Genomic DNA, 23,908 nt, shown 5'->3' on the forward strand with positions numbered 1-23,908 from the left:
GAGCCGATGCAGCGGCGATTCGGCATCGTCGGGCGCGCCGGGCGAGGTGCGGATCGGGATCGTCATCGCCGCGAGCACGCCCGCGACCGTGGCGTGCACGCCCGAGCGCAGCACTAGCCACCACAGCAATGCCGACGCGATGACATAGGGCAACAATCGCACCACGCCGCCGCGGTTCATCGCGACCATGATCCCCAGCACTACCGCCGCGCCGGCCAGCGACACCAGGTCGAGCCCGTGGCTATAAACCACCGCGATGATCGCCACCGCGCCCATATCGTCGACGATCGCTACGGTGGTCAGAAACAATTTGAGCGGAGCGGGGACACGCGACCCGAGCAGCGCCATCACGCCGACGGCGAAAGCGATATCGGTTGCCGCCGGGATCGCCCAGCCACGCGCCAAAGCGGGGTCGCCCGCGACGATCGCAAGATAGACGATCGCAGGGGCGATCATCCCCGCTGCGGCCGCGATCACCGGCAAGGTACGATCGGCGGGCCGCGACAATTCGCCGTCGACCAGCTCGCGCTTGATCTCGAGCCCGACGAGGAAGAAGAACCCCGCCATCAGCGCGTCGTTGACCCACAGATGCACCGTCATCGGACCGAGCTTGGGCGCGAGCACCGGGCCGGTTTCGATATGGAGCAGATGGAAATAGTCGGCGGCGAGCGGCGAGTTGGCTGCGATCATCGCGAGCACCGCCGCGACGATCAGCACGATCCCCCCGGCCGCTTCGTCCTTGAGAAAATCCCGGAGGATGGAACCGCGTTTCGCCACCATCACTTTACTCCGTCATGCCGGCCTTGTGCCGGCATCCACTGTGCAGCAGGCGCCGCACTCGGTTGGTTTGCGGCACGGTGGACCCCGGGACAAGCCCGGGGTGACGCAGGTTTTTGGTTAGCTTGGTAAATCCTACCGCGCCAACGCCTCGGCGATCAGTTTCCGCGTATTCTCCACCCCATAGAGAGCGATGAAGCTGCCCATGCGCGGCCCCTGGCTCGATCCGAGCAAGGTCTCGTACAGTGCCTTGAACCAGTCGCGCAGTTCGGCGAAACCGCCGCTCTTGCCGATCTCGTAGACGATGCTCTGGATGTCCTCGGCCGTCGCACCGGCGGGCAACGCGGCAAGATCGGCGTCGAGCCGCCGCAACGCCTCGACCTCGACCCCTTCCGGAGCGCGGCGCTGGAGCGTCGGCGCGACGAAATCGCGGGCATAGGCCAGCGCATAACCGATCAACTGGTCGAGCGCCGGATACTTTTCCGGCGACGCATCGGCCACATAATTGCCGAGATACCCCCAGACCTGCTCCTTGGTCGCATCGCCGCCCATCACCCCGACCAGGTTGAGCAGCAGCCCGAACGTCACCGGCAAGGTCTCCGCCGGCGGCGGGCCGTTATGGATATGGTGGACCGGGTTACCCAGCCGTTGCTCGACCGGCTGGCCCGCGTAATTACCGCGGAACTGCCAATAATCGTCGACCGCGCGGGGGATCAGCCCGAGATGGAGCGACTTCGCCTTCTTGGGCTCGCGATAGATGTAGAAGGCCAGGCTCTCGTCGGGGCCATAAGTCAGCCAGTCGTCGATCGACAGGCCGTTGCCCTTCGACTTCGAGATCTTCTCGCCCTTTTCGTCGAGGAACATCTCGTAGTTGAAGCCCTCCGGCGGACGACCACCCAAAGCGCGCGTGATTTTGCCTGACTGGATCACCGAATCGATCAGATCCTTGCCCGCCATCTCATAATCAACGCCGAGCGCGACCCAGCGCATCGCCCAATCGACCTTCCACTGCAGCTTGGCGGCGCCCGACAGGATCGATTGCTCGACCGTCTCGCCCTCATCCTCGAAGCGCACGATCCCGGCCTCGGCATCGACCACTTCGACCGGCACCTGGAGCACGATTCCCGACTTCTGGCTGATCGGCAGCACCGGCGAATAGGTCGCCTGGCGCTCGGCGCGCAGGGTCGGCAGCATGATATCCATCACTGCCTGATAGTGGCGCAGGACATTACGCAGCGCGTCATCGAACTTGCCGCCGAGATAGTAATCCGTCGACGACACGAACTCGTACTCGAAGCCGTAGCGGTCGAGGAAATCGCGCAGCATCGCATTGTTGTGCGCGGCGAAGCTGTCATGCGTGCCGAACGGATCGGGGACCTTGGTTAGCGGCTTGCCGAGATATTGCGCCAGCATCTCCTTATTGGGGACGTTGTCGGGCACCTTCCTGAGCCCGTCCATATCGTCCGAAAAGGCGATCAGCCGGGTCGGGATGTCCGACAAAGTCTCGAATGCGCGCCGCACCATCGTCGTGCGCAGCACTTCGTTGAACGTGCCGATATGCGGCAGGCCTGACGGCCCATAGCCGGTCTCGAACAGGACATGCCCCTTGGCCGGTGCCCCGTCGGGATAGCGCTTGAGCAATTTGCGCGCTTCCTCATACGGCCAAGCCTTGGACTCCATCGCCGCTGCGCGCAGGGCGTTTCCTGTCTGTTCCATTTCCGCTACCATGATGCCTGCCGAGTGCGCGAAGCGGGTCGGTTTTGCAACCTCGAGGAATGCACGCGGCCGTGACCCTTCCCTATCCCGCCCTCCACGCCAGCCATGCCGGAGTGTGGATCGCCGATGCCGAGGGCTGCCGCGCGGTCGGGCGCGGCGAGGCGATCCGGTTGGCGGCGGATACGCCGATGATCGTGCTCAACGCGCCGCTGATCGGGCAACGGCTGGGCTATGCCGATCTGTCGGGGCTCGATCTGCTCGAACTCTATGCCTTCCTCAAACCGGCGACGTTCCTCGCGCCAACGCCGCGCGGTTTCGCCCGCGCGCTCGGCCTGACCGAGCCCGAGAGCGAGGATCGCATCGCTCCGTTCCTGCGCGACGCTGCCGCGGCCTTGCTGGCGCTCGCCGAGGGCGACTGGCCCGAGCGCGAAGGCGCCTGGACCGCCGCGCAGAGCCTGGCGCGGCTGCGCTGGCCGTGGTCGCCGCTCGTCGCCGAACGCATCGCCAAACCGCGCGAACACGAACGCTGGCTGTTCACCAAATTGCCCGAATGGGATGAGGCCGCGCCGCGCCCCGCCCCGCGACCGGTGACGTTGCACGACGCCGATATCGCCGCGCGGCTCGATTACCTGACGGGCGCCGGGGCCGAGCAGCGCCCCGGCCAGCGCGCCTTCGCCGAAGCTTGCGCCGCCGCCTTCGCGCCGCGTATCCTGCGCGACAATCCCAATATGGTGCTGGCCGAGGCGGGGACCGGGATCGGCAAGACCCTGGGCTATCTCGCCCCTGCCTCGCTCTGGTCCGAGGCAGCCGGCGGGCCGGTATGGATATCGACCTTCACCAAGGCGCTGCAACGCCAGCTCAACCATGAGACGTCGCGGCTGATCCCCGACCCGGTCGAGCGCCGCCGCCGCGTGGTGACGCGTAAAGGACGCGAAAATTACCTCTGCCTGCTCAACCTGGAGGATGCGCTGCAGGGCGGGTTTGCCGGCCGTGCGGCGGTGCTCGCGCATCTCGTCGCGCGCTGGGCGGCCTATACTGCCGATGGCGACATGATCGGCGGCGACCTGCCCGGCTGGCTGCCGACTTTGTTCCGCCGCAACGGATCGACCGCGCTGACCGACCGGCGCGGCGAGTGCGTCTATGCCGGCTGTCCGCATTATCGCAAATGCTTCATCGAGCGCGCCGCCCGCGCCAGCGCCGAGGCCGATATCGTCATCGCCAATCACGCGCTGGTGATGGTCAATGCGGCGCGCGGGCGGGAGGCGAACAGCCGGCCGACGCGCTACGTGTTCGACGAGGGCCATCATCTGTTCGACGCCGCCGATTCGATGTTCGGCGTCGCGCTGTCGGGCCAGGAATCGATTGAGCTCAGGCGCTGGATCGTCGGGCCCGAATCGACCTCGCGCGGCCGCCGCCGTGGGCTCGCCGCGCGGTTGAGCGACGTCGCCAGCTATGACGAAGCGGGCGGCCGCGCGATCGGCGATGCGGTCGAGGCGGCGCGCGCGCTCGCGAGCGATGGTTGGCTGCAGCGCGTTGCCGAAGGCGAGCCGTTCGGGGTGGTCGAACGCCTGCTCGCCGCAGTGCGCGGACTCACATATGCCCGCGCGACCCAGGACGGCGATGCCGGCTATGGCCTCGAAACCGAACTCGCCGAACCCGACGGCGCGCTGATCGAGGCCGCGGCCGAAGCCGCGCACGGGCTCGAAGCGCTGCTTCGCCCGCTAATGACTCTGGGCCAGCGGCTCGAAGCGGTGCTGGCCGAAGCGCCCGACTGGATGGATGGCCAGGCCCGCGCTCGAGTCGAGGGCGCGATCGCCTCGCTCGGCTGGCGCACCGACACGGTCGGCGCCTGGATCGGGCTGCTCGCGCGGATCGGCGGGCCGGCCGATCCCGATTTCGTCGACTGGCTGGCAGTCGAACGGATCGAGGGACGCGAGATCGATATCGGGCTGCATCGCCGCTGGCTCGACCCGACGCGTCCGCTCGCCTCGACCGTGCTCAAGCCGGCGCACGGCGTGCTGGTCACCTCGGCGACGCTCAAGGCGGGCGATCCCGATTGGGCGATCGCCGAGGCGCGCGCCGGAATCCCGCACCTCGATCGCGGCGCCGGCTTGTTCGAGGCGCATAGCCCGTTCGATTATGCCAGCCAGGCCGAAGTGCTGATCGTCACCGACGTCAAGCGCGGCGACCTCGCGGCCTTGGCCAATGCCTATGCCCGGCTGATCGAGGCGGCAGGCGGCGGCACGCTTGGGCTATTCACCGCGATCCGTCGCTTGCGCGGCGTCCATGCGCGCATCGCCGATCGCCTCGCCCGCGACGGCCTGCCGCTTTACGCCCAGCATGTCGATCCGATCGACCCCGGCACCCTGGTCGACATGTTCCGCGATGATCGCCGCGCCTCGCTGATCGGCACCGATGCCTTGCGCGATGGCGTCGACGTGCCCGGCGAATCGCTGCGCCAGGTGATCCTGGAGGGCGTGCCTTGGGCCAAGCCGACCGTGCTCCACGCCGCGCGGCGGCTGGCCGGCGGCGGCTCGGCCTATGACGACCGCATCGTCCGCGCCAAGCTGGCACAGGCATTCGGCCGGCTGATCCGCCGCGCCGACGATCGCGGCGCGTTCGTTTTGCTGTCGGCGGCGATGCCCAGCCGGCTGCTCTCGGCTTTCCCCGCTGGGGTGCCGATCGCGCGCGTGCCGCTCGACGAAGCCGTCGCGCGCGTGAGATCGCGTCTTTCTTCTGTCGCACAGCTGGGGCAAGGGGTTCAGGGTGTGCACTCGTAACTGGTAACGGCCGTGACGGAGTCGAATTTGGTGTCAGGCTAGGAGCAAGGAGGGAGCGATGCTCTATTGCATCGTGACCGACTCGCGACGACGTCCTGGCGCCAAATTCGACCCGCCGCAAAGCGGTCGCTCCCAGCAGTCCGCTGGACGTCGTCGCTTGCTTGCGCGTAGCTTAAAGCTACGCGTCTGCGCGGCGCTCCTAACCAGCGGACTGCTGGGAGCGATCACGACCATTACCAGTTACGAGTGCACACCCTAGACAGTCCGATCAACCAGAAGGCGCCATGAAGACGCTCATCCTGCTCCGGCACGCCAAATCGAGTTGGGACGATCACGGCGTCCGCGATTTCGACCGCGCGCTCAATCCCAAGGGCGAGCGCGCCGCGCGGACCATGGGCAGCCATATGCGCGCGATCGGCCTGAGCTGGGATTATGCCATTGCCTCTCCCGCCACGCGGGTGATCGAGACGCTCGAGCAGGCGTCGCAAGGCTATGGCCGCCGCATCGACCCCGATTGGGACCGCCGCGCCTATCTGGCCTCGGCCGCGACGTTGCTCGAACTGGTCCACGAGGCGCCGGTGGTGGCGGACAGCCTGCTCCTGTCGGGGCACAATCCTGGGCTCGAGGATCTGGTCTTGCTGCTGGTCCCCGATGGCGACACCCGACGCGACCAGGTCGAGATCAAATTCCCGACCGCCAGCCTGGCGGTGATGACGTGCGAGGCCGACAGCTGGGCCGATGTCGCGGCGGGCGGCTGCACGCTCACGGCCTTCATTCGCCCGCGCGATCTTGACCCAGGGCTGGGCCCGGATGCCGACTGACGGCCAACCCCCCATGTTGACGCGCACCTTTGTAGTGGACGGTGTCGAGGTCGGATGCAGCTTCTTCCAACCGGAACCGGACCGGGGAGACTATTGCTGCACCTACGAGATTGCCTGGCCGGAAGGACCTCGCCGGCGCACTATCTATGGCGTTGATCCCATCCAGGCAGCGCTACTCGCTATGCAAACGGCGCACGTCGATCTTTTGGTAGCTCGCAAAGACGATGGACGCGATGTGCGCTGGCTGGATGGACACCGGCTCGGCCTCCCTATTCAGGATTCGCTCAAGGACCTCGACGTGGACTAACCGCGCCGCGCGATCACTTCTTCGCGAGCTTGTCCTTCAACCCCGCAAGCACACCGAACGGACTGGCCTGCTCCTCGCTCAACACGCCCGCTTCCTTGAGTACCGCTTCGGCGTTCGGCCCGCGCGGAAAGGGGTCAAGCGCCAGCGCCATGGTTTCCGCGGCAACTTCGCCCAGATCGATCGTCCCGCCCTCATAGGGAATGACGTCGATATCGCTGTCGCCCAGCTCGACCTCGTCCTGGCCGGCATCCGCTTCGGCGACGAATCGCAGGGCAACCTGCTCATCGACCGTCGCTGGCAGCGGATCGCCGGTGATGCTGCACGCCTGGGTCACCGCCGCTTGGACGCGGCCGTCGGCGACGATCCCGGCGGCGTCGCGGCGAATCGTGAACTTGCCCGTCAGCTTCTCGATGCCGATCAGATCGAACCGTTTGGCCAGTGCCGCGCGTTCCTGCGCATCGGCGTCGATCTCGACGGTGCGCGCATCGTCGCCGATCGTATCGACGCGCTGCGGCCGCTCGAATTCAACACTCACGGGAGCTGACCTGCGACCAATGCATCGAGCGCGATGCCATCGAGGCCCTGGCGCAACGCCAGCAAGTCGCGCTCGATATGCGCCAGCGCTGCCGGATCGGGCGCCTCGCCGCGATAGAGATTGCGGATCAATGCCGGCTTGAGGTCGCCCGCCGCCAGCCCGTCGCGATAGGCGCCCAGGCGGCCGCCGAGCATCCCCATCATCCGCCCGACATGCTTGCCGACCAGCAAGTCGCCGATGCCGATCTCCCGCAATTGCGGATCCATGTCGTCGACGAACGCCTCCGACAAGTGCGCGGCCGCCGCGACCCCGGCGGGATCGGCCTCCAGGCGGAGCATGACCATCGCCAGCACCGCCGCGATCATGTCGAACCGGCCGTCGACCGTATCGGCGACCGCGCCGTCCAGATACCAATGCGGCTGGCGCGCGCGCGCCACCAATGCCGCGTACAGCGCCGCGGTTTCGTCACGTTTCGCCCTGAACCTGTCGAAAAAACCCATCAATCTCGCCTTTAGGGGCCGTATGCGGCGGCGGCCTTGTGCCGTCCGCCCACCCCGCATATTGAGGCGAACGGCGCGCGATGCAAATGCGCCGGGTGATTGGCGTCGGCGCACGGAGAGTATCGAATGGTGAAGGCAGTCCGGATGGTTGGTCGGTTTGGCGGCCTGACCGCGGCAATCGCGGTTGTGGCGCTCGCCGGCGGCTGCACCTCGCTGCGCTCGCACCAGGGCTATATCATCGATGCCGACCTGGTGAATTCGGTCCAGCCGGGCGTCGACAATCGCGCCTCGGTGCTCCAGACTTTGGGCAAGCCCAGCTTCGCCAGCCAGTTCAATTCGGGCGAATGGTATTATGTCGCGCGCGACAGCCGCAACCTCGCTTATTTGAACCCCAAGGCGCGGAGCCAGCTGACGCTCAAGATCGCGTTCGACCAGAAGGGCGTTGTGTCGAACATTACGCGCACGGGCCTGGATCAGGTTGCGTCGGTGCGGCCGTACGGCAAGACTACCCCGACGCTCGGCCGCAAGCGCAGCTTCTTCGAGGAATTGTTCGGCAATATCGGCTCGGTCGGCGCGGCCGGGGCGGGCACCGGCGGCGGTGACGACAGCCAGCCGTAAAAGGCCGCCTTTCCGGTCTTCATCTATTTCGTCATGCCGGCCTTGTGCCGGCATCCACCGTGCCGAGAACCCTCAGCTTGCGGATCGGTGGACCCCGGGACAAGCCCGGGGTGACGTAGGTTCCTGGCACACGCGGTGGTCACCTCACCAAATCCTTGCTGTAACCTGACCGAGGCGTTCGCGACGGGTTCAGCGTTGCCATCTTAATCCTCCTCGGCATGGCGGCGCTGGAGACATGCCGTTTCGGAAAAGAAGGAGACGATCATGCGTAAATTGATCCTCACCGCGCTGATCGCGGCGACCGTGATGCCGGTCGCGGCACAAGCGCAATCCTGGCGCGAAGTCCGCCACGATCAGCGCGAGCTGCGCGAAGACCGCCGCGACCTGCAGCGCGACCGTCGCGAGCTACGCGAGGACCGCCGCGACTGGCGCGAGGACCGTGACCGCCGCTGGGGCGACAATGACTGGCGCGACTGGCGCAACCGCAATCGCGGCATCTATTCGCGCGGCGCCTGGCGGGCCCCGTTCCGCTATTACGCGTTCCGCCCCGGCGTGCGCATCGCGCCGAGCTATTGGGGCTCGGCCTATTGGATCAACGATCCCTGGCGTTATCGCCTGCCGCCCGCCGGCTACGGCCAGCGCTGGGTGCGCCATTATGACGACGTCCTGCTGATCGACACGCGTCGCGGCGTGGTGCTGCGCGTGATCAACCACTTCTACTGGTAAGCTCCCAGTGGAAGGCGGGGCGTCCGGGCGAATTCAATGCCCGCCCGGACGCCCCGTTTTTTTGTCTGCGCCATGGCGCCGCGACGGACGCGCGGGCATGGCGCCTTGCTTCATTTGTCCTGGATCAGCCGGCCGAGCGGCGCGAGCGGGCCGACCGGGATGAATTCGTAGGCCGCGAAACCTTCGACGATGATCGGCATCTTGTCGGTCACTGCTTTGGCCGCCTCGACCGTCTCGACGTTCATCAGGAAGACGGGACCGATCCTGTCGTGGCGGAACCAGAACTGGTCGATGACGCCGTCGAGATAGAGCTGCAGCGTGTGCGGCACTTCCTTGAGCAACGCTTGCTCGCGCTGTTCTTCGGTCGGCGGGTTCACGATCGATCCGATGGCGAGGATTTTCATGGGGAATCTCCTGAAGGGTCGATCGCAAGTGATCGACGGAGAGACATCTAGGCAGCCACGCGCCGTCGCGGTATTGTCGTAACTGACAACTTTGAGGTCATTTACGCCATGCGGATCGTGGTACTCGCGCTCAACGGCGCGTTCGACATCGGGCTCTCCGCCGTGCTCGATGCTTTCAGCGTCGCCAACAATCTTGCCAGCCGCCAGGATGCGGCGACCCCTGCCCACAAGGCGCCCTTCGACCTCACGATCGTCGGCGTGACCCGGAAAGTGCGGTCGAGCGGGGGGCTGATCGTCCCGGTCGCGCCGGTGACGCCGGACCTAAAGCCGGACTGGGTGGTCGTGCCCGCGCTCAGGGCGCCGACCCCAGAGCTTCTGGTCCCGGCATTGGCGCGCCCCGATGTCAGGCGCGCGGTCGAGCAATTGCGGCAGTGGAACCAGGATGGCGCGCGGATTGCCGCGTCGTGCATCGGCACCTTCATCCTCGCCGAAACCAAATTGCTCGATGGTCGCGAATCAACCACGAGCTGGTTCCTCTCGCCGTTGTTCCGCCAGCGTTACCCCAAGATATTGCTCGACGAATCGCGCATGTTGCTGCCGACCGATATCGGCGCCACGGCCGGCGCGGCGATGGGACATCTCGACCTGGCCTTGTGGCTGATCCGCCAAGCGAGCCCGGAGCTGGCCTCGGTCGTGTCGCGCTACCTGCTCGCCGATATCCGGTCGTCGCAGGCGCCGTACATCATCCCCAATCATCTCGCCCAGGCCGACCCGCTGATCCTTCGGTTCGAACGCTGGGCGCGCGAGCATCTCCGGCAGGGCTTCTCCTTGGACAAGGCAGCGAACGCACTGGCGACCAGCCCGCGCTCGCTGCAACGCCGCTGCCAGGCGGTGCTCGGCCGCTCGCCGCTCGCGTATTTCCAGGACCTGCGCGTCGAACGTGCGCAGTCCTTGCTCCATGGCAGCGGCCTCGCGCTCGACGCCATTGCGGCGGAAGTCGGCTATGTCGACGGCGCGACGCTGCGTACGTTGCTGCGCGAACGACTGGGGCGCGGGGTGCGAGAGCTACGCGCCGATCTGCGCTGACCTGAGCGACGCGGCCGTTCGAGACGGATTCGCCGGCGGCCGATGCGCCGGCGTCGCCGAGATCGCCCGGGCTCAGGCCGGTTTGATCGGGAACGCCTTGCCGTCGCCGCCGCATAGAGCGCAAAGGCCAACGGCGGATGGATGTCGCGCTCGTAATTCTGCGCGCTGGCGACCGTCAGGCGCGCCTGGGGATCGACGATCAGCATCGTGCGCGTCTCCGGCTGGCCGCCATCGTGGAACAGCAGGCTATCCTTGCCCTGGCCGAGTACGCTCCAGCCCATCGCATAGCCGTCGGTGCGCGGGAATCCCGCGATCTTGCCGTCGCGGGTCCGCATCGGCGTGCGCATCAGCGTCATGCTGGCCGGGCCGATCAGGCGGCCTTCGGACAATGCCGTGCCGAACCGCAGCAGGTCGGGCACAGTCCCGCGCGAGGCGCCGGCGGCAAATCGGCTGCTGACGTCGACGAACTGGGAGTTGCGCACCTGGCCGTCGACAAAGCGATAGCCGCGCACCCGGTTGGGGATGAGGGCAGCCGGATCTTCCATCCGTGTCGAGGCCATGCCCGCCGGCCCCCAGATATGCTCGCGCATATAGTCGCCATAGGCCTTGCCGGAGACCGTTTCGATCGCCGCGCCGAGCAGATTGTAGCCATAGCTGGTATATTTGAACCTGGTGCCCGGTTCCGCGATCAGCGCACGATCGGCGAACAGCGCGATCGCCTCGCGCGTAGTCTTATGCTCGGTGAGGTGCTCGTCGGCCTCGCTCGCATAATCGGGGATGCCGCCGATATGACCGAGCAATTGGCGCGGCGTGATGCGGTGGCCCTTGTTCGGAAAATAGGGAAGGTACTCGCGAATATCGGCATCGAGATCGATCTTGCCGCGCTCGACCAGTTGCAGCACCGCAACCGCCGTCATCGGCTTTTGCACCGAGGCATAGCGATAGGCCGAGATCGCGGTCGCCGGCACCTTGTTTTCCAGATCGGCATAACCGTAGCCGCGCACCCATTGCGTAGCGCCTCGCGCGAATCCCGCGGTCATGCCGGGGATCGACTCCGCGGCCATGGTTGCGCGCACGCGGCGCTCGAAGTCGGCAAGTACAGGGCTTGAATCCGCGCCGCGCGCAGCCGCGGCCACAGCCGGCGCGGCATCAAGCGCTAATAACGGGATCGCCGCCGCCGCGGTCAGAATATCTCGGCGGCCCAGGCCTCCCGTCCTCATTGTCCTCATGCAAATGCTCTCCTGCGTCGTGCTGCGCGTGATAAACCGCTTCTACCGGTAAGCTCCCAGTGGAAGGCGGCGCGTCCGGGCGTTTTCAATGCCCGCCCGGATGCCCCGTTTCTTCATCGCAATCTGACCACGATATCCGGTTCGACCGCAAGCAGCCCCTCAGCCGCTCTCAGTCTCTAACGAACTTGCCGAATGGAGGTCAGTGTCTCCACCGTTATCTCGTGGGGGATCACCCCCATATGACCGAACATCCCGGCGCAGAGCGACCGCCGTCCGATCAAGTCGACCGCGAAATCTCGCGGAGCATCGCCTTGCATGGAAGCCTGGGCTACTTTCGGCGGATTGGCCACGTCCAGCCACACGTTGCGAGGGTGAATCCCGTTGGCTGACGGCGCCTCGAAGAACGACCCTTCCAGTTCGACATGCCAGATGCCCGTAAATCGCTGCGGCTCGCTAAACGGGAAACAGGCGACATCGCCAAGGTAATGACCGGTTTGCAGATTACCCCCAAAACACTTTTCGATCACCAGCGCGGGTTTGGCAGCGTCGGCACAATTGGTGATCGCCGATTGCGACCCGCTGCAACCGTAGCGGGCCACTAAGAGGACGAACGATAGACGGAGGTTCCGCATGGTTCTGGTCTATCGTCGATCGTCAATGACCGCCATCGGGTCATAAGCTGCTTTCCCGCCATTCCGGGTCGGTCCGGCCGCGGCTACGGAGACAACCTTCACCGCATCGTGAACATCACCTGATCGACCACTTTTCCCGACAGATCGAGCAACGCCAGCCGGTGCCGCCCCGGCCCGGGCAGGATCAGCGGCGCGGTGCTGGCGTCGCCCAGATCCTGCTTGTCGAGCACCAGCCGATGCGTGACCGCATCGCCCGACACCGCGACCGCGAGGCGCTGGCGGTCGATCGGGATGTCGGGGTCGATCGCATAGACGCTGCCCGACACCGGGTTGGTGATGCGCGGGCGGCGCGAGGTGTCGGGCGCGGCCGTCACCACGTTCATGCCCGTCCCGGCGAGGAAATATTCGCGGCGCGGCTGTTCGATATTGTCGGCGAAGCGGATCGCGCGCGCCTCCACCCCGCCTGGCATCGGCGGTGCCTTGCTCGCGCGATCGGCATGGAGCGCGAGCATCACATCGCGCCAGACCGGCGCCGCGCCGCTGGTCCCGGAGACGGCGCGCATCGGGTCGCCTTCCATATTCCCGACCCACACCGCGACGGTGTAGCGATCAGAGAAACCGACGCACCAATTGTCGCGCATCGCCTTCGACGTGCCGGTCTTCACCGCCGCCCAGAACGGCAGCCGCAGCGACGAATCGAGCCCGAAGGTGACCGCGCGCGCATTGGGATCCGCCATCATGTCGGCGACGATCCAGGCGGCCTGGGGCGTGGTGATCGGCTTGGACGCCGGGACCGGGTCGGTCGCCGTCATCCGCACCGGCGCCCAGCGTCCGGCATTGGCGAGGCTGCGATAGGCGTTGGCCTGTTCGAGCAGGGTCACTTCGGCCGATCCCAAAGCGAGCGAGAAGCCGTAATAATCGCCGTCCTCGACCAGCCCCCGATAGCCGGTGTCCCACAGCCGATCGCGGAACGAATCGACCCCGATCAGCAGCAGGGTCCGCACCGCGGGTACGTTGAGCGACCCCGCCAGCGCCGAGCGCGCCGACACCGGCCCCTTGAACCCCTTGTCGTAATTTTGCGGGACATAGAGCCCCGACGCGGTGTCGAGCTGGACCGGCGAATCGTCGAGGATCGAGGCGGGGGTAAGATATCCCTTCTCGATCGCCTCGGCGTACAGGAATGGCTTCAGCGTCGATCCCGCCTGGCGGTAGGCCCCCGCCGCGTCGACCGAGGGAGCGGTCGAATTGCCGCCGATCCCGCCGACATAAGCCAGCACGTCGCCGGTCGCATTGTCGAGCACCACCACTGCGCCGTCGCGCGCGCGGCTGCCGCCCAATCCCTCGAGCTGGCGTTTGAGCGCGGCGATCGCGGTGCGCTGGATATCGGCGTCGAGCGTGGTGGTGACGCGCAGCCCCGCTTTGGTCAGCAGCTTGTTGGCGAGGTGCGGCGCGAGGCCGGGATCGAGCGCCAGGCTGCGCGCCGGGCCGAGCATCGAATAGGCCTCGCCCTCGAAGCGCGAGCAATCCTTCTCATGACTGAGCAAACAGGCGCGCCGCGCCACCGATCCCGCGCCTGCCTGCGGATCGGGCAGGAGCGCCGAGAGCATCAGCGCGTCGTCGCGGCTTAGCGCGTCGGGAGTCTTGCCGAACAGCCCGAGCGCCGCGGCGCCGATCCCCTGCGCTTCGCCACGGAAGCCGGCGAGGTTGAGATAGCCTTCGAGTATCTCGTCCTTGCCCCAGACGCTCTCGACCGCCATCCCGGCGCGCATCTGACGGATCTTGTCGAGCCAGGAGCGTGCGCCGGGCCGTGCGAGGTCGGGCGAGAGGAAGCCCGCGAGCTGCATGCTGAGCGTCGAGGCGCCGCGCGACTTGCGCCCCTCGATCCGGTCGCGCAGCGCGCCCAGACTGCCCAGCCAGTCGACTCCCCAATGGCTGTAGAAGCGATGGTCCTCCGCTGCGACCAGCGTCTCCCGGGTTGATGGGGCGATCTTGTCGAGCGCGACCCAGGCCAGCCGGCGCCGGGCATAATCGACCCGCGACGAATCGATCAGCACGCCGTGGCGATCGTAGAGCCAGGCCTCGGACGATTTCCAGCCGGCGCGGACGTCGCGATAGGTCGGGATCGGCGGGGGAAGGGTCAGATAGTCGATCACCCCGCCGGCGACGACGAGCAGGCCGAGGATCGCGACGATCCAGTGCGCGCGGGTGCGCGGGCGGTGGTCGATTAGCCAATGCCCGGCGGCAGCAATGCCGTCGTCGACGCGGGATTCGATTGCGCGGGCGCGGGTCCAGGCGACGCGCAGCCATTCTCCCCATCGGCTCATCGTGTGATGTCCGGAGGGAAGCGTGCTTCACATCTTCCCGCCCTGTAAAGGAACCGGGTGAAGAGGAACGTTGACCTTAAACCCCTCCCCTTCAGGGGAGGGGTTGGGGTGGGGGCTATCCAAATGCGGCTCGCTTGGGGCACTCCCCCACCCCCAGCCCCTCCCCTAAAGGGGAGGGGAGTGAAGTGACGACACCCCGCACCCATCACTTCTGCGCGATGGTCATCGACGCATTGGGTAGCTGCGCATTGATCGACGGCGAGTACATCGCCTCGACTCGCGTCGACGGCATGCTGAACGTGCCGGCGCCGTTGAGCCGCATCAGATAGACGATGGCGAAATTGCCGCGCGGGACCCAGTCGAAATAGCCGCGCCACGAATCGCGCCGCCGCTCGACATAAGCGGGCGAAACGCCGGCCTGGACATCCCACACCTTGCCGTCCTTGTCGGTCACGCTGAACCGCGAGCCGCCACCCGCCTGTTCCTGTCCGGCCAGCATCTGCGACTGGCCGCCGAGATCGCTGACCAGAGTCGCGCCCGCCGGGATCGGGTCGTTGACCACTACCCAATTGCGCTCGGCAGTGGCCTCGACCAGCAAGGTCACCTTGAGCACGTCGCCGCGGCTATATTGGCCCTTCACCCGCTGGCTGACCGGCTCGACCTTCTTCGACACGCGATAGCCGGCGAACAACGGCTGGGTCAGTGGCACCGCGGCCGAGACCTGGACCGTCGCCCATGGGCCCGCGCCTGCCGATTGCCGCAGCAGCAGCGGCGTCTGGACGGCCGGCAACGCGAAGCTCGCCTTGCGCGCGTCGGCGGCGAGCGGCCAGGATTTCAGGACCGATTGCTGCCCCAAGCTCAAGCTGGTCGTCCCCATGATCGCGCTCGCCGGATAGAGCCCGCCGAACTTCTTCGCCGCGATCGTCCCCCAGGCATTCGCGGTGGTGGTATCCCAGCGCCCGCGCTGCTGGCGCAGCGACACGCCGACCATCATCTTGGGCGCATCGTCGTTCCAGCCCGGCCGGCCCAGCGTCGCGATCACCGCCTTGATCGCACCTTCGTCGCCCGAGGACATCAGCCACCACGGCGCGTTCGACTGATCGGACAGATCGAGCCGCGTTCCTTCGTAGACCAGCCGCGTGCGCAGCACGTTCTCGGCAGTCCCGCGCAAGGCATTGGCATTGGCCAGCCCCGACACCTTGTCGAGCGCGACCATATAGTCGGACAGCATCGAGGTCGGCATTTCCTGCGGGGTGATGCCGATCTGGCCGAGCATCGCCGGGGTCGCCGCCCCCGCCCGCGCCAGCGCGTTGAACGCGTTCAGCCGCTGCAGCCGGACGTCCCCATAATCCTCGTGCCGCAAGCGCCCGTCCAGCACTGCCTTCAGCCCCTCGACCATCCTGGTCTTGGCGGCTTCGGGGATCGGCAGCCCGGCATCGCTGGTCAGTTCGAGGACGTACGAGGTCAACGCCTCCGATCCCTTGAGCGACGCCTGCGGCCAATAGCGCAACAGCCCGTCGTCGGCCTGATAGGTCGGGATCTCGCCGACAAGCTGACCCCAGCCCGCGGTGTCGCCCAGTGCGACGATCCGGCTCAGCCGTTGTTCGAAACAATCGTAGGGATAGAGCGCCATGAAGCGGCGCACGCCCTCGAGCGGCGGGGCGAGGCTGTCGTCGAGCTTGATGTCGACCACGCCGAAGCCGGGCAGCGCGCCCTTGGGCGGGGTGATCGCGATCGACGTATTGGGCCCGACCCGCGCGAGCGTCGCTGCCCACACCTCGGTCGGCACCGCGGGGACGACGTCCTGGACGGTGGTCATCTTGTCGACCGCCTTGCCGTCCGACGACTTGGCGCTGACCGTCCATTTGAGCTGCCCGCCTTGTGCCGGTGCGGTCAGGTTCCACGCGATCGGCGCGGCACCGCCGGCCGGGATCGTCACGGTGATCGGATTGCCCTTGGCGATCTGCGGCTCGAGCGCGACCTCTGCGGTCACCGTCATCGGCTTGTCCGAGCCGTTCCTGAGCGTGAAGCCCGCGGCATAGCTGTCGCCGGTGCGGACCAGGCTGGGCAGGCCGGCATAGACCGACAGATCCTGCGCGGTGCGGATATCGGCGCTGCCGGTGCCGAACAATTGCGCGCCGTCGGTGGCGATCGCCACCAGCTTGAAGCTCGTCAGCGCGTCATTGAGCGGGACCGGCACCTGGGCATGGCCACTGCCATCGAGCGTCACGCGCCCCTTCCACAGCAATACCGGCTGGAAATTCTCGCGGTTCAATCCCGACAGATCGCCGCCGCCGCCGCCGCCGGCCTCGACCGCTTTCTTGCCGTAATGGCGCTTGCCGACCACCTGGGTCTGCGCGGTCGCGGTCAGCACCGACAAGGGCCGGTCGCCCATCATCGCGTCGAGCACGTTCCAGCTGTCGTTGGGCGCAAGCTGCAACAATGCCTGATCGACCGCGGCGAACGCCACGTCGGCGGTCTTCGCCGGCTTGCCGTCGGGGTCCTTGACCGAAACGTCGACCGTCGCGGTGTCGCGCGCGGCATAGCGCTCCTTGTTGGCCTTGACCGTGACGCCCAATTGGTGCGTTTCCCAGCCGACCTTCACCTTGGCGATGCCGAGACGATAGCTCGGCTTGGCGAGGTCGACCAACGCGGTCGGTTCCTGCGCCTCGCTCGGCGCGCTGGTGAAGCCCAAGGCCTTGCCGATCCCCTGGAACCAGCTCCACACGCCGGGCTGCGCGCGCCCGCGCACCGCCATCACCGAGACGAACACGTCGGGCGCATAGCTGCCCGGCATCTTGACCTCGACCACCGGATTGGCGCCCGACAATTTGGTCACGAAGCTCGACAACACGCCTTCGCGCTCGACCGTGACCAGCGCCTCGGCCTCGCGGAACGGCATGCGCACCTGGAAGCGCGCGGTCTCGCCGGCCTTGTAGGTCTGCTGTTCGGGGACGACGTCCATACGGTCGCCATTGTCGCCGCCGAACCACCAATCCTGATCGCCCGCCAGCCATACCGATCGCACCGCGCGCGAGACATTGCCGTCGGCATCGCGCGTGGTCGCGACAATATAGACTTCGCCCGACACGCCCGGGTCGATCGTGCATTTGGCCAGGCCAAGCTCGTCGGTGGTCGCGCTGCACGATCCGCCGAGCTTGGTCGTCTTCATCTGGTTGTCATAGGCGTAGAAGCCGCCGATCAGCCGCCGCCGCGCGGTCAGCACCTGGCGACTGTAGAGCGCGACGCTGATCGCCTGGCCCTTCTTCGGCTTGTTGTCGGTGTCGAGCGCGACGAAGCTCAGCCTGAGATCGTCCTGCTTCATCAGCCAGCCGTCGGTCTTGGCGCCCAATTGCACCGCCGAGGGGAAGATCGGGATGCGCTTCGACGCGGTCAGCACCTCGCCATTGGCGTCCTGATAGTCCATCTCGACGAGCATGTCGGTCGCCTGGTCGACCTGCGGCACGTCGACCGAGGTCCGCGTGGTGCCGTCGCTGCCCAGGGTCGCGGGCAAGGTCTGGGTCGGCGGCAGCGGGGTCTCTTCCTCCTCGCCATCGCCGTTGAGCGGCTTGGTCCCTTCCTTCACATCGGTCCCGCCGAACGTATAGCCGTCATAGCCGTCGGGAGTCGCGCTGCGGCCGAAATAGCCGACGCGCATCTCGACCGGCAGGTTCGACGCGCCGCCCCCCGCGAGATAGCCGACGAACAGATCGAGCGGCAGCGACTTGGGCCGGATCGCCGCCTCCTTGGGCCCGGTCACGGTCGCGCGCATCGTCGGCAATTTGTACTCGTCGACCTTGAACGACTGATTGGTCGCGATCGTCTTGTCGCCGTCGATCACCGAGATATCGTAATCGCCCATCGGCGCGCCCTGCGGCGCGGTCCATTCGGTCTCGCCGATGCCATTGGCGTCGATCGTCAGCGGCAAGTCGAAATTGGTGTCCGACCCGCGATGCGACAGCCGCAGCGTGCCGGTAAAGCCCGGCGCCAGGGCGAACCCGGCGCCGTTGGGCTGGCGCAAGATGTGCTTCATGTGGATCGTCTCGCCCTGGCGGACCAAAGCGCGGTCGAACACGGTGTGGAACACGTCGCCCGACGCCGAATAGCCATAAGGCAGGTCGAAATCGTACGGCCGAATACCCTCGCCCCAATCGGTCAGGGTGAAGCTGAAATCGTCGCCGGCGCGCGCCGACACCATCAGCGGATGGTTCTGATAATCATTGTCGCAGCCGCCATAGGTCTCCGGCTGCGGCAGGCCCGCGGGGATGAACACCGCGCCCGATTTGTCGGTCGTGCCATTGGCGAGCAATTGCCCAGTGCAGCTGTCGGTCACCGCCACCGCGGCATTGCCGACCGGCAGCCCGGTGTCGAGATTGGTCACCCAGGCCAGGCTCTTCTCGCGCCCCCATTTGAAATGGACCGCCATGTTGGTGACCAAAGCGGCGGTCGCGACATAGCGCGGCGCCTTGCGGCCGAGCAGCGCCTGCCCCAGCACCGGGCTGGCCAGCTCGACGACATAGAATCCGGGCTTGGTCAGCGGGATGCCGACGACCTCGAAATCCTTGCCCTTGCCGGGCAGGCCGATCTTCATCGACGCGCCGGCGTTAGAGCCGGTCAGGATCGGGGTTGCGCCGGTATTCTGGATATGGCCGACGACCTCATCGCCCTTCTTGATATCCTCGATATTGGTGTCGTCGGCGGAGTTCACCGTGCGCAGCCACTCGGCGATCTTGCCGTCCGACCCCTCGACCCGCAGCGTCTGCCCGCCGATATTGAGGTTCTGGCCCTGCAGCGCCGGCTCGACATTGCGCACCGTGACCGGCAGCACGCCGCCTTCCTTGGCCTCGAGGATGCCGAAGCCGGCGGCGAACTTCACCAAAGGCGGCGCCTGGTCGATGCGGATATCGAGCGGGAAGCGCTCGGCATTGGTCAGCGTCCGCCCGCTTTCATCCTTCACCCCCGCCGGGATCGAGACCTTGGCAGTGGTCGAATAGGGCATTGGCGCGGCGAAAGTGATGTCGCTGATCGTCGCCGATTTCTGCTCGTCCTTGTCGAACACCGGCGCGATCACCGTGCCGTCGGCAGTGGTGATCTTGACCTGTTTGGCGAGCGACGTCGGGATCGGCGCGGTGAAGCGCAGATAGGCTTTCTCGACCGGGTTGCAGCCGGCCTGGGCATTGGTGCGGCTGCATTCGAACCGCGCCGCGAACGGCTTGCGCACGGTGAAGTCGAAGCGCTGATCGGTCCCCGCGGGCTTGCCGCTCGCGCTGGCGATCTTGCCCGACCAGACCAGCGACATGTCGTGCCCCGGCGGCAACGGCCGGCGGCAGCGCAGCGCGGTCACGCCCTGATAGGTCTTGGCGCGATCGGCCTCGCTCGCCGGCACCGTCGCGGGCAGGCCGCCGCTCTCCAGGAAGCTCTGCACCGCGTAATTATTGTCGGTGCCCATCTCGGCGATCAGCTTGCCCGCGGTGTCGGGCGGCAGCACGTCGACCGGAATCTTCTCGCCGAGGCCGGCGACCGAGCAATAGGCATTGGCGCCGACCGATTGCGGCGTCGCCGGCAGGTTGGCGGCGATCAGGAAGACCTGACCCTCTTCGATCTCGTCGCTATTCTCGCCCGGCAAGATCGCCTTGGCCATCGGCCCGCCGGCGTCGACCGTGTAGGTATTGCTGTCGTTGAGCGCATAGCCCGACACGCTCTTGGTCCCGGCCTTGACCTTGAACTCGCATTTGGTGCCGCCGGGCAGTGGGTTGGCGAATTCCCAGACGAACGTCTGCTGATCGGCCCAGCGCCCCTGACCATTGACCGTGCAGGTGACGTCGAAGGGGGCAGGCGCGCGCGGATCGCCCAACGCCACCATCGGCTGGCTGAAGCGCGCGGTGAAGCGCTCGATCGATCCGTTGCCGACGCCGGGCGTGGCGACGGTGATGTGCGGGGAATTGTCGCCGAAGGCGAGCGCCGGTGAAAGCGCCAGCGCAAGGACCGCGAGACGGGCCGCGAGCTTCATACATCCCCCTTCTGTCGTGGCTTCATGTGAGCCGGGCGGAGGGTATCGAAGGTTAGGGGGAAGTCTAGTATGAAAGCGGCGTTAGGACAGACGATCAATGTTAGGTGATGAGAGGTTGGGCAAGATTGTGAAGAATAAGCCTGCGGATAAGTCGGAATGAAGGTCCGGGACTGGAACGGCCTGCTTTCAGCATTCTGTATGCTGATACTGGTTACCCTGACCTACCCCGATCGCAATGATCCGGCCCGGTGGTGGGGCCACAAATATGCTTGGACCGTCGCTCTCGCCGGTTGCGTGCTTGGTCTATATCGCGCGTTTCGCGGCCCCAAAAATACGGCAGGTTTGTAACCTGCGGAATTGCCACACGACTATGGGTTGCCATCATCCGCGATGGTGGCCCGAACTAACCCGCCGACAAACTCGCAACCGCGATGCGCCCAACTTCGGCAAGCGCCCCCGTCGCAACCGGATCCATCGGCTCCACAAGGCGCTCGGGGGAGCATTTCGATGACAGTTTACTAAACACACCGGATCTGACTTGGCCGAGCGTTTATGGCAGCGCGCTATCGTGAAGCTTCGGTCATTTAGTAAGCTATCACGGTAATCCCGGTGAAGGTGCCAGCGCCAGAACCGCGAAACGGGCCGCGAGCTTCATACACCCCTTATGTCGTGGCTTTTCGTGAGCACGGAGACGGTAATTCAGGTCGGGGGAAGTCTAGGATGAAAGCGGCATCAATCGATCGCGGCTTCGCCATTCGGCCGCGTGATGAGCCGGGCAGCACGCTGATTCCGCGTGTAAATCCATAGCCAGTTGAGCGCCACGCTGAGCCGCGCGCGGACGCCGACCAGAAAATAGATATGGGCGATTCCCCACAGCCACCAGGCGATCGCGCCGCGTAGCCTGATCCGCCCGAAATCGATCACCGCCTTGCCCTTGCCGATCTGTGCTAGGCTGCCCTGGTGATGGTAGCGAAACGGCCCGGTCTCGGCTTTGCCGGTAAGCCGCCGCCGGATCGTCTCGCCGACGAATGCGCCTTCCTGCTTGGCGGCCGGCGCGATCCCCGGCACTGGCGAGCCGTCGGGCGCCTTGACCGAGACCGTATCGCCAATGGCGAAAATCTCCGGATGGCCGGGCACGCTGAGGTCTGGTTCGACGATGATCCGGCCGTTGCGGTCGGCCGCCGCCCCCAGCCATTCCGCGGCAGGCGAGGCGCGCACGCCCGCGGCCCAGACGATCGTCCGCGCCTCGACCCGCCGATCGCCGAACGTGATCGCGCCCCGTTCGATCTGCGTCACCGGCGCGCCTAGGCAGACGTCGACGCCGAGCTTTTCCAGCGCGTTCTTCGCATAGTTGGAAAGCTCGTCGGGATAGCCGTTGAGCACCTTGGGCCCGGCCTCGACCAGCAGCACCTTGGTACGATGCGTATCGACCGCGCGGAAGTCGCGCGGCAGCGTATCATGGGCAAGATCGGCGATCGTCCCGGCGAGCTCGACGCCGGTGGGACCGGCGCCGACGATAGCGAAGGTCAGCAAGGCCTGCTGTCGAACGGGATCGGTTTCGCGCTCCGCCTCCTCGAAGGCTGCGAGGATACGGCCGCGGATGGCCGTGGCGTCCTCGATCGTCTTGAGGCCGGGGGCGAACTCTTCCCACTCGTCATGGCCGAAATAGCCATGCCGTGCGCCGGTCGCGAGGATCAGCGTGTCATAAGCAATCTGGCTACCGTCCGCGAGCTGCACGGCACGACCCGCCATATCCACGCAGGTCACGGTCGCGAGGATGGTCGTGACATCGCGGCGATCGTGCAGCATCGATCGGATCGGCCACGCTATCTCGGACGGCGCCAGCGCCGCCGTGGCGGCCTGGTAGAGCAAAGGCTGGAACAGATGGTGGTTGCGCTGATCGACGAGAATGATGTCGACCGGCGCGCCTTTCAGGCATTTTACTGCCCATAGACCGCCAAAGCCCGCCCCGACGATGACGACGCGGTGCCGCCTCACCTTATTCGTACGAACAGTCATCGGTTGCCTCCGCTTACCTCGATGTCCGATCACGGACCATGGCTGCATCTATATAGGATGGCGGGAGCGAGCAGCCCATTACCGGCGGCGCCAGAAGCCACGCCTGCTTCGTGACCAGTTCGGATTGGAGTGATGGCGCGCACGACATGTTAGCGAGGCTGTCCAGGAACGCGTGCATGTATCCCTAACTCTCACTTCTAATTGGGTGTTGTTGCGCCCGTCACCGTAATCCGGTGTTAGGGCCGCCCCCGGCAGACATTGCATAGGCAGGTGTTGGGGAAAGCACCCTCAGTTACAAACCGATCTTGCGAGTCTGAGGATTCGGCGGAGCGAGTCGCCCAACCGCGGACGAAACAGTTAGGCTTTGTCAAGCGTTTGTGATAAATGTTTTTCCGAGGTGTCGATGAGCGACAAGGACGTAAATTATACGATTGACGTTCCTCATGGGCCGGAGCGGTTCCGTGAGTTGCTTATCTATGTGTCAGAGAAGTGTGCAAACGATCCCCAGTTTGGGGCCACAATGCTCAATAAAATCATGTTCTATGCAGACATGCGCGCTTACGAGCGGCTGGGCATGCCCTTGACCGGCGCGGCATATTTCCGGCTGGATCGTGGCCCGGCGCCTGTTCAGCTTCGTAAGGTACGTAGGGACCTCGTTGAGGAGTCTGCTATAGAGATCGTAGAGGTTCCTGCAGGCAACTACACCCGGCATCGTACCGTGCCGCTAAGGGGGGCTGACGTTTCCCTTTTCACGAAGGGTGAGTTGGCGATCGTAGATATGGTCATTGCTGAGTTGTCGGGGCGCACTGCCACAGACATTAGCGAGGAAAGCCACCAAGTCGCTTGGCATATACTCGCAGATCGCCAGTACATTCCCTACGAGGTCGCGTTTTTGTCGAACGAACGCGCAACACCTTCCGATATTGCCGACGCCCGGAGCCTCAATGACAAACACGGATGGGGGCTACGGGTCTAGCGGCTGGAACATTGAGGAACATGACTCCTATGACGAGTCGGTCCTACAGTGTGGAGGCTATGCTGAGGTAGATAATGCAATTGCGTGGCTGGACGTGTTCCTCCACCGCAACCCCTTGGCCGCTCCGCGGATTACGGAGCAGTCGGACATACGGATCTTCAAGACCAAGCTTCGCATCAAGGGTGTCAAAGCAATCCCAGCCTATCGCCTCCTTTTTACGGTCGATCTGGAGCGGCAGGCCGTTATCAAACTGCACGTTGCAATGTCGGATCCTGGGGACATGGCATACGGTGATCCATGGGATGAGTACGATGACCCAACCCCTTTCTGAAACCTAGCCGCTGCAGGGGAATTACCGTGCCAAGTGCATAAATCCCCAAATTTCTAATCAGGGGTTGCTGCACCCGTCGTCGTAGTGCGTCCTCGGTTTGGGTTCCGACCCAGGGCG

17 protein-coding genes are annotated in these 23,908 nt (G+C 65.8%); 7 read left to right on the forward strand and 10 right to left on the reverse strand.

Annotated elements, in window-relative coordinates:
- Positions 1-780, reverse strand: a 780-nt coding sequence (gene nhaA / locus SAS01S_RS11350; protein WP_084238863.1) for a Na+/H+ antiporter NhaA, incomplete at its 3' end; no start/stop codon positions are given.
- A gap of 132 nt (positions 781-912) precedes the next feature.
- Positions 913-2,493: a lysine--tRNA ligase gene (locus SAS01S_RS11355; RefSeq protein WP_066807965.1), complete on the reverse strand. Its 1,581-nt coding sequence runs from the start codon at positions 2,491-2,493 to the stop codon at positions 913-915.
- 59 nt (positions 2,494-2,552) lie between these two features.
- On the opposite strand from SAS01S_RS11355, the gene SAS01S_RS11360 reads away from it, so the two are divergent.
- From SAS01S_RS11360 to SAS01S_RS11370, 3 genes are all read left to right on the forward strand, one after another.
- Positions 2,553-5,273 carry an ATP-dependent DNA helicase gene (locus SAS01S_RS11360; RefSeq protein WP_066807967.1) on the forward strand — a complete coding sequence of 907 codons (2,721 nt, stop codon included), beginning with the start codon at positions 2,553-2,555 and terminating at the stop codon, positions 5,271-5,273.
- A 284-nt stretch (positions 5,274-5,557) separates the two neighbouring features.
- Positions 5,558-6,094, forward strand: coding sequence for a SixA phosphatase family protein (locus SAS01S_RS11365; RefSeq protein WP_066807969.1), 537 nt, complete (start codon positions 5,558-5,560; stop codon positions 6,092-6,094).
- Positions 6,095-6,107: 13 nt separating this feature from the next.
- Positions 6,108-6,401 carry a DUF6968 family protein gene (locus SAS01S_RS11370; protein WP_157082779.1) on the forward strand — a complete coding sequence of 98 codons (294 nt, stop codon included), beginning with the start codon at positions 6,108-6,110 and terminating at the stop codon, positions 6,399-6,401.
- Between the two features lie 13 nt (positions 6,402-6,414).
- On the opposite strand, the gene SAS01S_RS11375 is transcribed toward SAS01S_RS11370, so the two are convergent.
- Both SAS01S_RS11375 and SAS01S_RS11380 read right to left on the reverse strand, forming a co-directional pair.
- The gene (locus SAS01S_RS11375; protein WP_066807973.1) at positions 6,415-6,936 is read right to left on the reverse strand and encodes a YceD family protein; all 522 of its coding nucleotides are present in this window, start codon (positions 6,934-6,936) and stop codon (positions 6,415-6,417) included.
- Positions 6,933-7,436, reverse strand: coding sequence for a ubiquinol-cytochrome C chaperone family protein (locus SAS01S_RS11380; protein WP_066807975.1), 504 nt, complete (start codon positions 7,434-7,436; stop codon positions 6,933-6,935). The genes SAS01S_RS11375 and SAS01S_RS11380 overlap by 4 nt, the downstream gene beginning before the upstream one ends.
- A 126-nt stretch (positions 7,437-7,562) precedes the next feature.
- On the opposite strand from SAS01S_RS11380, the gene SAS01S_RS11385 reads away from it, so the two are divergent.
- Both SAS01S_RS11385 and SAS01S_RS11390 read left to right on the forward strand, forming a co-directional pair.
- Positions 7,563-8,054 (forward strand): outer membrane protein assembly factor BamE, encoded by a 492-nt coding sequence (locus tag SAS01S_RS11385; protein WP_066807977.1) that lies wholly within the window; start codon positions 7,563-7,565, stop codon positions 8,052-8,054.
- Positions 8,055-8,318: 264 nt separating this feature from the next.
- Positions 8,319-8,780, forward strand: coding sequence for an RcnB family protein (locus tag SAS01S_RS11390; RefSeq protein WP_066807978.1), 462 nt, complete (start codon positions 8,319-8,321; stop codon positions 8,778-8,780).
- A 110-nt stretch (positions 8,781-8,890) separates the two neighbouring features.
- On the opposite strand, the gene SAS01S_RS11395 is transcribed toward SAS01S_RS11390, so the two are convergent.
- Complete coding sequence (locus SAS01S_RS11395) at positions 8,891-9,184, reverse strand: hypothetical protein (protein ID WP_066807979.1); 294 nt, start codon at positions 9,182-9,184, stop codon at positions 8,891-8,893.
- Between the two features lie 108 nt (positions 9,185-9,292).
- On the opposite strand from SAS01S_RS11395, the gene SAS01S_RS11400 reads away from it, so the two are divergent.
- The gene (locus SAS01S_RS11400) at positions 9,293-10,270 is read left to right on the forward strand and encodes a GlxA family transcriptional regulator (RefSeq protein WP_066807981.1); all 978 of its coding nucleotides are present in this window, start codon (positions 9,293-9,295) and stop codon (positions 10,268-10,270) included.
- Here the strand turns inward: SAS01S_RS11400 and SAS01S_RS11405 are convergent.
- From SAS01S_RS11405 to SAS01S_RS11425, 5 genes are all read right to left on the reverse strand, one after another.
- A complete protein-coding gene (locus SAS01S_RS11405) occupies positions 10,186-11,346 on the reverse strand; it encodes a serine hydrolase domain-containing protein (protein ID WP_169804947.1) in 1,161 nt (386 codons plus the stop codon). The genes SAS01S_RS11400 and SAS01S_RS11405 overlap by 85 nt on opposite strands.
- A gap of 329 nt (positions 11,347-11,675) precedes the next feature.
- Complete coding sequence (locus SAS01S_RS11410) at positions 11,676-12,131, reverse strand: hypothetical protein (protein ID WP_066807985.1); 456 nt, start codon at positions 12,129-12,131, stop codon at positions 11,676-11,678.
- 98 nt (positions 12,132-12,229) lie between these two features.
- A complete protein-coding gene (gene pbpC, locus SAS01S_RS11415) occupies positions 12,230-14,455 on the reverse strand; it encodes a penicillin-binding protein 1C (protein WP_084238867.1) in 2,226 nt (741 codons plus the stop codon).
- A gap of 205 nt (positions 14,456-14,660) precedes the next feature.
- Entirely contained in the window at positions 14,661-20,465 is a 5,805-nt protein-coding gene (locus SAS01S_RS11420) for an alpha-2-macroglobulin family protein (protein WP_066807987.1), read from the reverse strand.
- 732 nt (positions 20,466-21,197) lie between these two features.
- Positions 21,198-22,484: an NAD(P)/FAD-dependent oxidoreductase gene (locus tag SAS01S_RS11425; protein ID WP_066807988.1), complete on the reverse strand. Its 1,287-nt coding sequence runs from the start codon at positions 22,482-22,484 to the stop codon at positions 21,198-21,200.
- A gap of 403 nt (positions 22,485-22,887) precedes the next feature.
- Here SAS01S_RS11425 and SAS01S_RS11430 point away from each other — a divergent pair, with 403 nt between their 5' ends.
- Complete coding sequence (locus SAS01S_RS11430) at positions 22,888-23,460, forward strand: Panacea domain-containing protein (RefSeq protein ID WP_066807989.1); 573 nt, start codon at positions 22,888-22,890, stop codon at positions 23,458-23,460.
- Positions 23,461-23,908 lie beyond the last annotated feature (448 nt).

This window comes from Sphingomonas asaccharolytica NBRC 15499, assembly GCF_001598355.1.
Classification (GTDB): domain Bacteria; phylum Pseudomonadota; class Alphaproteobacteria; order Sphingomonadales; family Sphingomonadaceae; genus Sphingomonas; species Sphingomonas asaccharolytica.

Bases quoted from the DNA above. Each gene is read 5' to 3' on its own strand.
- SAS01S_RS11425 (WP_066807988.1), bottom strand. From the start codon at position 22,484: ATGACTGTTCGTACGAATAAGGTGAGGCGGCACCGCGTCGTCATCGTC.
- SAS01S_RS11400 (WP_066807981.1), top strand. From the start codon at position 9,293: ATGCGGATCGTGGTACTCGCGCTCAACGGCGCGTTCGACATCGGGCTC.
- SAS01S_RS11360 (WP_066807967.1), top strand. From the start codon at position 2,553: ATGCACGCGGCCGTGACCCTTCCCTATCCCGCCCTCCACGCCAGCCAT.
- SAS01S_RS11410 (WP_066807985.1), bottom strand. From the start codon at position 12,131: ATGCGGAACCTCCGTCTATCGTTCGTCCTCTTAGTGGCCCGCTACGGT.
- SAS01S_RS11395 (WP_066807979.1), bottom strand. From the start codon at position 9,184: ATGAAAATCCTCGCCATCGGATCGATCGTGAACCCGCCGACCGAAGAA.
- SAS01S_RS11390 (WP_066807978.1), top strand. From the start codon at position 8,319: ATGCGTAAATTGATCCTCACCGCGCTGATCGCGGCGACCGTGATGCCG.
- SAS01S_RS11430 (WP_066807989.1), top strand. From the start codon at position 22,888: ATGAGCGACAAGGACGTAAATTATACGATTGACGTTCCTCATGGGCCG.
- SAS01S_RS11385 (WP_066807977.1), top strand. From the start codon at position 7,563: ATGGTGAAGGCAGTCCGGATGGTTGGTCGGTTTGGCGGCCTGACCGCG.
- SAS01S_RS11355 (WP_066807965.1), bottom strand. From the start codon at position 2,493: ATGGAACAGACAGGAAACGCCCTGCGCGCAGCGGCGATGGAGTCCAAG.
- pbpC (WP_084238867.1), bottom strand. From the start codon at position 14,455: ATGAGCCGATGGGGAGAATGGCTGCGCGTCGCCTGGACCCGCGCCCGC.
- SAS01S_RS11365 (WP_066807969.1), top strand. From the start codon at position 5,558: ATGAAGACGCTCATCCTGCTCCGGCACGCCAAATCGAGTTGGGACGAT.
- SAS01S_RS11420 (WP_066807987.1), bottom strand. From the start codon at position 20,465: ATGAAGCTCGCGGCCCGTCTCGCGGTCCTTGCGCTGGCGCTTTCACCG.
- SAS01S_RS11370 (WP_157082779.1), top strand. From the start codon at position 6,108: ATGTTGACGCGCACCTTTGTAGTGGACGGTGTCGAGGTCGGATGCAGC.
- SAS01S_RS11380 (WP_066807975.1), bottom strand. From the start codon at position 7,436: ATGGGTTTTTTCGACAGGTTCAGGGCGAAACGTGACGAAACCGCGGCG.